Here is a 13,564-nt window from a genome sequence, read left to right as displayed (position 1 = left end):
ACTGTTTTTAGTTTTAAAAACGTCTAGAATATTAGGCCCCGATATTTATCGGGGTCTTTTCCTGTTTCTGCTGAATCTGTTTTTCACAGAGACAATTACTTACATTATTATCACATAAAATTGTACGGCCTTGGCTAGTAAAAATAAATCCGAAAGAATTAATTTTTCTTCGATAAAATCAGTGATTGATTATCCTGATTTCTTGAAGGTTCAATTACAATCTTTTGAAGATTTTTTTCAGTTGGAAACGCCCGCTGAAAAAAGAATTCAGGAAGGACTTTTCAAAGTTTTCTCAGAAAACTTCCCTATTTCTGATTCAAGAGAGAATTTTGTACTTGAATTTATCGATTACTTGGTAGATCCACCGAAATACAACGTGGATGAGTGTATCGATAGAGGGTTAACATATTCAGTTCCTTTGAAGGCAAAATTGAAATTGTCTTGTAACGATGAGGACAATGATGATTTTGAAACCATCGAGCAGGAAGTGTTCTTGGGTAATATCCCATACATGACTGCCAAAGGGTCGTTCGTAATCAATGGAGCAGAGAGAGTAATTGTTTCTCAGCTACACAGATCACCTGGTGTATTCTTTGCGCAAAGCAAGCACACCAACGGTACTAAATTATATTCTGCAAGAATTATCCCGTTCAAGGGTTCTTGGATAGAATTTGCGACTGACGTAAACAACGTTATGTACGCCTACATTGACCGTAAGAAAAAATTCCCAGTAACTACACTTCTTAGATCTATCGGATATGGTTCTGATAAGGATATTTTGGATTTGTTTGGTTTATCTGAAGAGATTCCTGCAAATGCCAAAGAATTGAAGAAGGTTATTGGAAGAAAACTAGCCGCTAGAGTTCTTAGAACCTGGACTGAAGATTTCGTGGATGAGGATACTGGAGAAGTAGTATCTATCGATAGAAACGAGGTAGTGCTAGAAAGAGATTCTGTTATCAATGAAGAAGACATTGAGACGATTGTAGAATCTGGCTCGAAATCAATTATCCTACACAAGAAGGATGTAAATATTACAGACTACTCTATTATTTACAATACGCTTCAAAAGGATAATTCAAACTCTGAAAAAGAGGCTGTAGAGCAAATTTATAGACAATTAAGAAACACTGAGGCTCCTGATGAGCAGACTGCAAGAGACATCATCAACAACTTGTTCTTCAGTGATAAGAGATATGACTTGGGTGAAGTTGGTCGATACAGAATCAACCGTAAACTACAGCTAGACCTAAGCAACGATTCAAGAGTATTGACTACTGAGGATATTATCTTGATCGTAAAATACTTGATCGGTTTGATCAACTCTAAGGCAGTGGTGGATGATATCGATCACTTGAGCAACAGAAGAGTAAGAACAGTGGGAGAGCAGCTTTATGCTCAGTTCGGTGTTGGTCTTTCTAGAATGGCTCGTACTATTAAAGAAAGAATGAACGTGCGTGACAATGAGGAGTTCAAGCCAATCGACTTGATTAATGCTAGAACACTTTCTTCAGTTATCAACTCGTTCTTTGGAACAAACCAGTTATCTCAGTTTATGGATCAAACGAATCCATTGGCAGAAGTAACTCATAAGAGAAGAATGTCGGCACTTGGGCCAGGTGGTCTTTCTAGAGAAAGAGCTGGTTTCGAAGTACGAGATGTTCACTATACTCACTACGGTCGTCTTTGTACGATTGAAACACCTGAAGGGCCAAATATTGGTTTGATTTCCTCACTTTGTGTGCATGCTAAAGTAAACAGCATGGGATTCATCGAAACTCCTTATAGAGAAGTAGAGAATGGTGTAGTGAATATGACAAGTAATGTAAAGTATCTAACAGCTGAAGAAGAAGATACATACAACATTGCACAGGCAAATGCCCCATTGGAGGACAATGGAAATTTTGTGAATGATACAGTAAAAGCAAGATTTGAAGGTGACTTCCCTGTGGTAGGGCCGAAAGATCTTAAGTATATGGATGTGGCGCCTAACCAGATTGTATCTGTGGCAGCATCAATGATTCCTTTCCTAGAGCATGATGATGCGAACAGAGCCTTGATGGGATCCAACATGCAGCGCCAAGCGGTGCCATTGTTGAAGCCACAAGCGCCAATCGTAGGTACAGGCCTGGAGAAAAGAGTTGCGTTGGATTCTCGTTCATTGATTCTCGCTAGAGGAAAAGGTGAAGTGGTTGATGTTGATGCAACGAAAATTGTTGTAAAGTATGATGTTTCTGATGATGAAAGATTGGTTTCATTTGATGAGGAGCATATTACTTATGATTTAATCAAGTTTAGAAGAACAAACCAAGATACTTGTATCAACTTAAGACCAATTGTGTTGAAAGGTGATAAAGTAACTGAAGGTCAGGCACTTTGTGAAGGTTTTGCTACAGAAGATGGCGAATTGGCACTAGGTCGAAACTTAACAGTGGCCTTCATGCCTTGGCAAGGGTACAACTTTGAGGATGCGATTGTAATTTCTGAGAAAGTGGTGAGAGATGATGTATTTACATCTATCCACATCGACGAATTCGAACTTGAAGTTCGAGATACAAAAAGAGGTGAGGAAGAGCTGACTTCTGAGATTCCAAACGTAAGTGAGGAAGCTGTGAAGAATCTTGATGAAAATGGTATCATCAGAATTGGAGCCGAAATTAAAGAAGGTGATATCCTAATCGGCAAGATTACTCCTAAAGGAGAAACAGACCCAACTCCGGAAGAAAAGTTATTGAGAGCCATTTTTGGAGACAAAGCTGGAGATGTGAAAGATGCTTCTTTGAAAGCTTCTCCATCACTGAGAGGTGTGGTGATCGATACTAAATTGTTCTCGAGGCCTAAGAAGGATAAAGATCTTAGAGCGAAGACCAAAAGAGAAGTTGAGATTTTGAAAAACAACTACTCTCAAGAGTTGAAAGAATTGAGAAGTGTTGTTATTGCAAAGTTGGTTGAGCTGATCGGAGGTAAGACTTGTCAGGGAGTTAAGCACAAGTTTGGTGATGAAATCATGTCTAAAGGTGTGAAATTCAACGCTAAAAATATCGAAGAAAATCTTTTCCCAGAAAAGAATATCTATAGAGATGAGTCTAATTACAATGTTCAGGAAGAAGTGAACCTTATCGGTGACTTGTTGTTGGACAATTGGACAGCAGATGAAAAAGTGAATAAAATGGTTTTTGAGTTAGTCAAAAACTTTGGTAAGAAGAGACACGACATTGGTGGTATCTTCAAGCGTGAAAAATTCACTTTGGAAGTTGGAGATGAATTGCCAGCTGGCATTGTTCAGCTCGCTAAAGTTTACGTAGCTAAGAAACGTAAATTGAAAGTAGGTGATAAAATGGCGGGTCGTCACGGTAACAAAGGAGTTGTAGCCAGAATTGTAAGAGAGGAAGATATGCCTTTCTTGGAAGATGGAACACCAGTTGATATCTGCTTGAACCCATTGGGTGTACCTTCAAGGATGAACATTGGACAGATCTACGAAACCGTTCTTGGTTGGGCTGGATTGAAGTTGGGTAGAAAATATGCTACACCAATCTTCGATGGAGCGAGTATGGATCAAGTTGCTTCTGAATTGAAAGAAGCTGGATTGCCAGAGTACGGTAGAACTTACCTTTACGATGGATTATCTGGAAACAGATTTGATCAGCCAGTTACAGTAGGTGTGATTTATATGCTGAAACTAGGTCACTTGGTAGATGATAAGATGCACGCCAGATCGATTGGGCCTTACTCATTAATTACTCAACAGCCGTTGGGTGGTAAGGCGCAGTTTGGTGGACAGCGTTTTGGTGAGATGGAAGTTTGGGCATTGGAGGCGTTTGGTGCAGCCAACGTACTTCAGGAAATCCTGACCATCAAATCTGATGATGTCATCGGTAGAGCAAAAGCATATGAAGCCATCGTAAAAGGCGAAAATATGAACAAACCAAATATTCCAGAGTCGTTCAACGTACTCGTTCACGAATTGAGAGGTTTGGCTCTTGAAATTACTTTAGACTAATTAATTGATCATAAGACCTTCGGGTCATTAACATATAAGATTTAATTATGGCATTCAGAAAAAGCAAAAAGCTAAGCAGCAACTTCTCGAGAGTTACAGTGAGTTTAGCTTCTCCCGAATCTATTCTGGAAAGCTCACATGGTGAGGTTACACAGCCTGAAACTATCAATTATAGAACTTACAAACCTGAAATGGGTGGTTTGTTCTGTGAGCGTATTTTCGGCCCGGTAAAAGATTGGGAATGTCATTGCGGAAAATATAAGAGAATCAGATATAAAGGTATTATCTGTGACAGATGTGGTGTTGAAGTTACCGAAAAGAAGGTAAGACGTGAGCGCATGGGACACATCGAGTTGGTAGTACCTGTAGCTCATATCTGGTATTTCAAATCTCTACCTAACAAGATTGGTTACCTTCTAGGAATTCCTACAAAGAAGTTGGATCAAATCATCTACTACGAGCGTTACTTGGTGATTCAGCCAGGAGCAAAAGAAGAAGATGGTATTGCTCGTCACGACTTCTTGACTGAGGATGAGTACTTGGATATCTTGGACAAGTTGCCAAGAGAAAACCAATTGTTGGATGACGACGATCCAAACAAATTCATCGCGAAGATGGGAGCAGAGGCATTAGAAATGTCTTTGTCTAGAATCAAATTGGATGAATTATCATACGAATTAAGACATCAGGCAGCTACTGATACTTCTCAGCAGAGAAAAGCAGAAGCTTTGAAAAGATTGAAAGTGGTTGAAGCATTTAGAGATGCTAAGACTCGAATCGAGAACAAGCCTGAGTGGATGATCATCAAAATGGTACCGGTTATTCCGCCGGAATTGAGACCGTTGGTGCCATTAGACGGTGGTAGATTTGCTACCTCTGACTTGAATGATCTTTATAGAAGAGTGATTATCAGAAACAATCGTTTGAAGCGATTGATCGATATCAAAGCACCTGAAGTAATTCTTAGAAATGAGAAACGTATGCTTCAGGAAGCTGTGGATTCACTATTCGACAACTCAAGAAAAGTAAACGCAGTAAGATCTGATGGAAACAGAGCTTTGAAATCTTTGAGTGATATGCTTAAGGGTAAGCAAGGTAGATTCCGTCAAAACTTGTTGGGTAAAAGGGTGGATTACTCTGGTCGTTCTGTAATTGTAGTAGGACCAGAATTGAAAATGCACGAATGTGGACTTCCTAAAGGAATGGCTGCTGAGCTTTTCAAACCATTCGTTATAAGAAAATTAATTGAAAGAGGAATTGTTAAGACAGTAAAGTCGGCGAAGAAAATCGTTGACCGTAAGGATCCTGTGATTTGGGATATTCTTGAGAATGTGTTGAAAGGACACCCTGTACTACTTAACAGAGCTCCAACGCTTCACAGATTGGGTATTCAGGCTTTCCAGCCTAAAATGATTGAAGGTAAAGCGATTCAATTGCACCCATTAGCTTGTACTGCATTCAACGCCGATTTCGATGGTGACCAGATGGCGGTTCACGTGCCTCTAGGGCATGAAGCTATTTTGGAGGCATCTGTATTGATGTTGGCTTCTCACAACATTCTAAACCCTGCCAACGGAGCGCCGATTACGGTACCTTCTCAGGACATGGTGTTGGGTCTTTATTATGTAACCAAAGGAAAAAGAAGTACTGATAAAGAAGTTGTAGCTGGAGAAGGCATGACTTTCTACAGTGCGGAAGAAGTAGAAATCGCAATCAACGAAGGTAGATTGTCGAAGCACGCATTCATCAAAGTAAGAACTAACGTTCGAACTGCAAATGGTGAATTGGAGTCTAAGATTATCGAAACTGTTGCTGGTAGAGTGATATTCAACCAGTTGGTTCCTGAAGAAGTTGGTTTTGTGGATGAGTTGTTGTCTAAGAAAAAATTACAACAAATCATTTCTAATGTCTTCAAAATCTCTGGAATGGCTCGTACAGCACAATTCCTTGATGATATCAAGCACCTTGGATTCCAGTCTGCTTATAAAGGTGGATTGTCGATGGGACTTGGAGATATTAATATTCCAGAAGAAAAAGATAAGTTAGTAGCTCAGGCCAAAGAGGAAGTGGATGCGGTATGGCAAAACTACCAAATGGGTCTGATCACTGACAACGAGAGATACAACCAGGTCATTGATATCTGGACTAGAATCAACTCTATGTTGACTGGTACTTTGATGACTCAGCTTGAAGAAGAAGATCAAGGATTCAACTCAATCTACATGATGATGCACTCTGGTGCGAGAGGATCAAGAGAGCAAATTCGTCAGTTGGGCGGAATGAGAGGTTTGATGGCTAAACCACAAAAGAACTTACAAGGTTCTGTGGGTGAGATTATTGAAAATCCAATTCTATCTAACTTTAAAGAAGGACTAGATGTAATTGAGTACTTTATTTCTACTCACGGTGCTCGTAAAGGTCTGGCCGATACAGCATTGAAAACAGCAGATGCGGGTTACTTGACCAGACGTTTGGTTGACGTATCTCAAGATGTAGTTGTAAACGAAGATGATTGTGGTACTTTGAGAGGACTAGATGTTTCAGCCTTGAAAGACAACGAGGATATCGTTGAGCCATTATCTGAGAGAATCTTAGGTAGAGTATCTGTACATGATGTATATGATCCTATTTCTGAAGAATTATTGATTCCAGCTGGAATTGAGATAACTGAAGAGCTAGCTGAGAAAGTTGATGATACTGCTATAGAATCTGTAGAGATCAGATCGGTATTGACTTGTGAGTCTAAAAAAGGAGTTTGTGCATTGTGTTACGGACGTAACCTTGCAACTGGAGCCATGGCACAAAGTGGTGAGGCTGTAGGTGTAATTGCTGCACAGTCTATCGGTGAACCAGGTACACAGTTGACTTTGAGAACATTCCACGTTGGGGGTACTGCATCCAACATTGCTGTTGATGCGACTATTCCAGCGAAATTTGACGGAGTTATCGAGATGGAAGGTTTGAGAGCTATCAAAACAACTAATCAGGATGGAGATGCTGTAGAAGTAGTAATGGGTAGAACTGGTGAAATCAGAATCGTTGATCCTGAATCAGGAAAAACTTTGATTACTAACCATGTACCTTACGGTGCTTTCTTGGATGTGAAAAACAAGAAGAAAGTGAAGAAGGGTGACAAGCTTTGTCACTGGGATCCATACAACGCGGTAATTCTTTCTGCTGCTGATGGTACCGTTAATTTCGAGTCTATTGTAGAAGGTGTTACTTACAAAGAAGAATCTGATGAGCAGACTGGTCACAGAGAGAAAGTAATCATCGATACTAAAGATAAAACTAAAAACCCTGCCATTATTGTGGAATCAAAGGATGATGAATATACATTCAACATTCCGGTAGGCGCTCACTTGGCAGTGGACGAAGGTGATAAAATTAAGGCTGGTCAGATCTTGGTGAAAATCCCAAGAACAATGGGTAAGTCTAGAGATATTACTGGGGGTCTTCCAAGAGTAACTGAGTTATTCGAAGCAAGAAACCCATCTAACCCAGCTGTAGTTTCTGAGATCGACGGTGTAGTAACATACGGAGGTATCAAAAGAGGTAACAGAGAAATTTTCATCGAATCTAAAGATGGCGTGAAGAAGAGATACTTAGTATCACTTTCTAAGCACATATTGGTTCAGGACAATGACTTTGTGAAAGCCGGATATGCACTTTCTGATGGAGCGATTACTCCTGCGGATATATTGGCCATTAAAGGCCCAACTGCAGTTCAAGAATATTTGGTGAATGAAATTCAGGAAGTATACAGACTGCAAGGTGTGAAGATCAATGATAAGCACATCGAAACTATCGTAAGACAGATGATGCAGAAAGTCAACATCTTGGATGCTGGAGATACTAGTTTCTTGCCTGGTCAGATAGTTGACAAACTTATGTTTATGGAAGAGAATGATTCTATTCTTGATATGAAAGTAGTCATTGAGGTAGGAGATTCTGGTAATTTGAAACAAGGACAAATCATTACCTCAAGACAATTGAGAGATGAAAATTCTAGTTTGAGACGTAAGGATATGAAATTGGTGCAGGTAAGAAATGCTGAGCCAGCAGTTTCTAAACCTACACTTCAAGGGATTACGCAAGCATCTTTGGGAACTCAGAGTTTCATATCTGCAGCTTCCTTCCAGGAAACTACTAAAGTTTTAAGTGAAGCCTCTATCCGAGGTAAGCGAGATACATTGAATGGATTGAAAGAGAATGTAATTGTTGGACATTTGATTCCAGCAGGAACAGGACAAAGAGAATTTCAGGATTTGATCGTAGGGTCTCAGGAGGAATATGATTCTTTAGTTTCATCTAAAGAGGAATTCGAAAAGTCAAAAGAATACCAGACAGATGAGCAATAAGAAAGAAGAGAATCAAGACAAGCAACAGCAAGGCAATCAAATCAATATTGAGTTGTCTGAGGAAATTGCAGAGGGTGTATATGCCAATCTGGCGATGATTGCCCACTCGAATTCTGAGTTTGTAATTGATTTTATTCGATTAATGCCTGGAGTACCAAAAGCCAAAGTGAAATCTAGAGTTGTAGTGACTCCAGAACACGCAAAAAGGCTGTTTGCAGCTCTGCAGGATAATATCAACAAGTACGAACAAACGTTTGGACCAATAAAACACGTGGACGATTCTCCAAAATTTCCAATGAATTTCGGAGGAGCTGTGGGCGAGGCTTAGCGGTACAGATTAATTAATAAGATAATTAGGGGTTAGGATATTTTGTTCAGAAATACTTAATCCCTATTTTTGCGTTCCGAAAAATTTCGGAGGAATTGAAATTTATAAATAATAAGTAAATGCCTACTATACAACAATTAGTAAGAAAAGGCAGAAAGACATTGGTGTCAAAGTCAAAGTCTCCTGCATTGGATTCTTGCCCGCAAAGACGAGGTGTATGTACCAGGGTATATACGACCACGCCTAAGAAACCAAACTCTGCGATGAGAAAAGTTGCTAGGGTAAGGTTGACCAATGGCAAGGAAGTGAATGCTTACATTCCAGGTGAAGGTCACAACCTTCAAGAACACTCGATTGTATTGATCAGAGGTGGAAGGGTAAAAGATTTACCAGGTGTAAGATACCACATCATTAGAGGAGCCTTAGATACCGCCGGTGTAAGCGGCCGTCTTCAGAGAAGATCGAAGTACGGAGCTAAGAAGCCTAAAGACAAAAAGTAAAAAATTGATTTAAAGAAAAAATGAGAAAATCGAAACCAAAGAAGAGATATATTCTTCCGGATCCGAAGTTCCAGGATACGCTAGTATCTAAATTTGTGAACTACCTAATGGTGGACGGAAAGAAGAGTATTGCTTATTCGATCTTTTACGATGCAGTAGCATTAGTAGAGGAAAAGACAAGTGAGAATGGTCTTGAAACTTGGAAAAAAGCGCTTAACAACATCATGCCTTCAGTAGAGGTGAAAAGTAGACGTGTAGGTGGTGCAACTTTTCAGGTTCCAATCGAAGTAAGACCGAACAGGAAAACTTCCCTTGGAATCAAGTGGATGATTTCATACTCAAGAGCCAGAGGAGAGAAGACGATGAAAGAGAGATTGGCTGGAGAAATTATTGCTGCTGCTAAAGGCGAAGGAGCTGCTGTGAAGAAGAAAGATGATGTTCACAGAATGGCTGAAGCGAACAAGGCATTTTCACATTTTAGATTTTAATAACAGGAAACGATGGCAAGAGATCTTAGTTTAACTCGGAATATCGGTATTGCAGCACACATTGATGCTGGTAAAACTACCACTACCGAGCGTATCCTGTATTACACAGGCGTAAGTCACAAAATTGGTGAGGTACACGATGGTGCCGCTACCATGGACTGGATGGAGCAAGAGCAAGAAAGAGGTATCACTATTACTTCTGCTGCTACTACTGTATTCTGGCCTTATAAAGACAACAAATATCATATCAATATCATTGATACTCCTGGTCACGTGGATTTTACCGTTGAGGTAAACAGATCATTGAGAGTATTGGATGGTTTGGTATTCTTGTTTAGTGCAGTGGATGGTGTAGAGCCACAATCTGAAACTAACTGGAGACTAGCAGACAACTACAACGTAGCTCGTTTAGGTTTTGTCAACAAAATGGACAGAGCTGGCGCTGACTTCTTGATGGTATGCAACCAGGTAAAAGAAAGGTTAGGCACCAAGTCTGTTCCTTTCCAATTGCCCATCGGTGCGGAAGAAGGATTCAGAGGTGTGGTTGATTTGGTAGAAAGAAAAGCCATGATCTGGAACGAAGCTGATATGGGTATGACTTTCGAAGAAATCGAAATTCCTGCCGATATGGTTGACGACGTGGATCAGTACAGAGAAGAATTGTTGGAGGCAGTAGCTGAATACGATGAGACTCTAATGGAGAAATACTTCGAAGATCCTAATTCGATCACTAAAGAAGAAATCATTGCTGCTTCTAGACAAGCAACAATCAACATGGATTTTGTGCCAATGTTCTGTGGGTCTGCCTTCAAGAACAAAGGGGTTCAGACTATGTTGGATTATGTAATGGAATTACTTCCATCTCCTCTAGACAGAGAAGGTATTGAGGGAACTAACCCTGATACTGAAGAGCCAGAATTGAGAAAGCCTTCTGCTGACGAACCATTCGCAGCCTTGGCATTTAAGATCGCAACTGACCCATTCGTAGGTCGTCTATGTTTTGCAAGATCTTACTCTGGTACATTGGATTCTGGTTCTTATGTATTCAATACAAGAACTGGAAAGAAAGAGAGAATCTCTCGTATCTTCCAAATGCATGCTAATAAGCAAAACCAAATTGATCAATTCCACGCTGGAGATATTGCTGCAGTAGTAGGATTTAAGGATATCAAAACTGGAGACACACTTTGTGACGAAAAGCACAAAATTGTACTTGAGTCTATGGTATTCCCAGATCCAGTAATTGGATACGCTATTGAGCCTAAGACTCAAGCAGACGTTGACAAATTAGGAATGGCGATCGCTAAGTTGGTAGAAGAAGATCCAACCCTTCAAGTAGAAACTAACCACGAAACTGGTCAGACGATCTTGAGAGGTATGGGAGAACTTCACTTAGATATTATCATCGATCGATTGAAAAGAGAATTCAAGGTTGAAATCAACCAGGGAGCTCCAGAGGTGGCTTACAAAGAAGCTATCCAGTCGTTGGTGGATCACAAAGAGGTTTACAAAAAGCAGTCGGGTGGTAAAGGTAAATTTGCCGACATCGTATTCGAATTGTCTCCAGTAGATGAGGATTACGAAAAGACTGGTTTGCAGTTTGATAACAAGATTGTAGGTGGTGTAATTCCAAAAGAATTTATCCCTGCCATTGAGAAAGGATTTAAAGCGGCTATGGACAATGGTCCTTTGGCTGGATATCCTTTGGATAGCATGAAAGTGAAATTGTATCACGGTTCTTTCCACGATGTGGATTCAGATGCACTTTCATTTGAACTAGCTGCTAAGATCGGTTTCAAAGAAGCTGCTAAGAAAGCTAGTCCAGTATTGCTAGAACCTATTATGGGTGTTGAAGTGGTTACACCAGATGAATATACTGGTAACGTAACGGGTGACTTGAACAGACGTAGAGGGTTGATGAAAGGAATGGACGTAAAAGGAAATTCTCAAGTGGTGAAAGCTGACGTTCCATTGTCTGAGTTATTCGGTTATATCACTGACCTTAGAACAATGACTTCTGGTAGAGCTACCGCTTCATTGACATTCTCTCACTATGATCCAGTTCCTAAGAACATCGCAGAGGGAGTTATTAAAAAGGTAAAAGGCGAGGCCGTTTAAAGCATATTAGTTATGAATCAGAAAATTAGAATTAAACTAAAGTCTTACGACCACAACTTGGTAGACAAGTCTTCTGAGAAAATCGTAAGAGCAGTAAAAACTACTGGTGCTGTAGTGAGCGGACCTATCCCTCTTCCTACAGTAAAAGAAAAATTTACTGTATTGAAGTCACCCCACGTAAACAAGAAAGCTCGTGAGCAATTCCAGCTTTGTACTTACAAGAGATTGGTAGATATCTTCTCTAACAGTGCAAAAACTGTAGATGCATTGATGAAGCTTGAATTGCCAAGTGGCGTAGATGTTGAGATTAAGGTCTAATTATTAGACTTTGAAAATATGAGAACCACGTGTAAGCGTGGTTCTTTTTTTGTGCCTTACGCAATTGTTACTTTTTTGTTTAGGAATTATTTGACTGCAATTTATTAATTGCTATCTTTGCACTCCTTTTCCGAACAAGTGGACGAAAAGGCGAAAATTATTAAAGAAATTTAATACTGAAATGTCAGGTATAATAGGAAAAAAAATTGGGATGACTAGCATCTTTGGGGCCGATGGACGAAACGTCGCATGCACATTGATAGAAGCTGGTCCTTGCGTAGTAACGCAAGTTAAGAACGAAGACACTGACGGGTATACAGCTGTACAGCTTGGTTACGGTGAGCGTAAAGAAAAGCGTACGACTAAAGCCTTGAAAGGTCATTTCGCGAAAGCGAAAACTACTCCTAAGCAACACTTAGTGGAATTTAGAGATTTCCGAGTAGAGTTTGATGGAGGTGTGGAACTTGGACAAGAACTAAGTGTAGCAGATATTTTCCAAGAGGAAGATTTTGTTGATGTAATTGCCAACTCAAAAGGTAAAGGTTTTCAAGGCGTAGTAAAAAGACACAACTTCGGTGGTGTTGGACAAGCTACTCACGGTCAGCACAACAGACTGAGAGCACCTGGATCTATTGGTGGAGCTTCTTACCCTGCGAGAGTATTCAAAGGAATGAGAATGGCTGGCCAAACTGGTAACGACAGAGTCAAAGTAACTAATCTTCAGGTAATGAAGATTATTCCTGAGAAGAATCTGATTTTGGTTAGTGGGTCTATACCAGGACCTAAGAATGGAACTGTAATTCTAGAGAAATAGTCATGAAAGTATCCGTAGTAAATAGAAACGGTGAGGATACCGGGAGAAAAGTTGATTTGGCTAAGGACATATTTGGCATTGAGCCAAATGATCATGCTATCTATTTAGATGTAAAGCAATTCCTAGCGAATCAGAGACAAGGTACTCACAAGTCGAAAGAAAGAGCAGAGATTGCTGGATCGACTAAAAAAATAAAGAAACAAAAAGGTACTGGTACCGCACGTGCGGGTAGTATCAAATCGCCTTTGTTCAGAGGTGGAGGAAGAGTGTTTGGTCCAGAGCCAAGAGACTATTCTTTCAAGCTAAACAAGAAATTGAAAACTTTGGCTAGAAAATCTGCTTTGACTTATAAAGCAACTGGTAAAAGCATATCTGTTCTTGAGGATTTTAGCTTAGAAGCACCAAAGACTAAGGAATACAAAAGCTTATTGACAAGTCTTTCTTTAAATAATAAAAAGACGTTGCTAGTATTAGCTGAAGACAATAAGAATGTTGTGTTGTCGTCTAACAACCTTCAAAAAACGAAAGTAACAACTGCAGATCAAATCAATACTTATGATTTGTTGAATGCGGACAACTTGATACTTTGTGAAGGTTCTATTGAAAAAATTCAGAACTTATTAACGAAATAAGA

The 13,564-nt window shown here is 39.9% G+C and carries 9 protein-coding genes; all 9 read left to right on the top strand.

Translation table 11 applies throughout. The annotated features are described in order from the left end of the window. Positions 1–130: 130 nt before the first annotated feature. The 9 genes from rpoB (at position 131) to rplD (ending at position 13,562) form a co-directional block, all read left to right on the top strand. Positions 131–4,003: a DNA-directed RNA polymerase subunit beta gene (rpoB, locus tag ACOQO5_RS11680; protein ID WP_420581863.1), complete on the top strand. Its 3,873-nt coding sequence runs from the start codon at positions 131–133 to the stop codon at positions 4,001–4,003. A gap of 47 nt (positions 4,004–4,050) precedes the next feature. Continuing rightward, positions 4,051–8,364, top strand: coding sequence for a DNA-directed RNA polymerase subunit beta' (gene rpoC, locus ACOQO5_RS11675; RefSeq protein ID WP_420581862.1), 4,314 nt, complete (start codon positions 4,051–4,053; stop codon positions 8,362–8,364). Then, complete coding sequence (locus ACOQO5_RS11670; protein WP_420581861.1) at positions 8,354–8,692, top strand: DUF3467 domain-containing protein; 339 nt, start codon at positions 8,354–8,356, stop codon at positions 8,690–8,692. The genes rpoC and ACOQO5_RS11670 overlap by 11 nt, the downstream gene beginning before the upstream one ends. 119 nt (positions 8,693–8,811) lie before the next feature. Then, a complete protein-coding gene (rpsL, locus tag ACOQO5_RS11665) occupies positions 8,812–9,192 on the top strand; it encodes a 30S ribosomal protein S12 (protein ID WP_084373612.1) in 381 nt (126 codons plus the stop codon). Positions 9,193–9,212: 20 nt separating this feature from the next. Next, positions 9,213–9,680, top strand: coding sequence for a 30S ribosomal protein S7 (gene rpsG / locus ACOQO5_RS11660; RefSeq protein WP_420581860.1), 468 nt, complete (start codon positions 9,213–9,215; stop codon positions 9,678–9,680). Positions 9,681–9,692: 12 nt separating this feature from the next. After that, positions 9,693–11,798 (top strand): elongation factor G, encoded by a 2,106-nt coding sequence (fusA, locus tag ACOQO5_RS11655; RefSeq protein WP_420581859.1) that lies wholly within the window; start codon positions 9,693–9,695, stop codon positions 11,796–11,798. Positions 11,799–11,810: 12 nt separating this feature from the next. Beyond that, entirely contained in the window at positions 11,811–12,116 is a 306-nt protein-coding gene (rpsJ, locus tag ACOQO5_RS11650) for a 30S ribosomal protein S10 (protein ID WP_318172870.1), read from the top strand. 181 nt (positions 12,117–12,297) lie between these two features. Then, on the top strand, positions 12,298–12,930 hold the full coding sequence (gene rplC / locus ACOQO5_RS11645) for a 50S ribosomal protein L3 (protein ID WP_420581858.1): 633 nt from the start codon (positions 12,298–12,300) through the stop codon (positions 12,928–12,930). A 2-nt stretch (positions 12,931–12,932) separates the two neighbouring features. After that, entirely contained in the window at positions 12,933–13,562 is a 630-nt protein-coding gene (rplD, locus tag ACOQO5_RS11640; RefSeq protein WP_420581857.1) for a 50S ribosomal protein L4, read from the top strand. Positions 13,563–13,564 lie beyond the last annotated feature (2 nt).

The sequence above is a fragment of the Reichenbachiella sp. genome, from assembly GCF_965223055.1.
In the GTDB taxonomy this organism is placed as follows: domain Bacteria; phylum Bacteroidota; class Bacteroidia; order Cytophagales; family Cyclobacteriaceae; genus Reichenbachiella.
The sequence above is the reverse complement of the archived record's forward strand: the minus strand, read 5'-3'. Positions and strand labels throughout refer to the sequence as shown.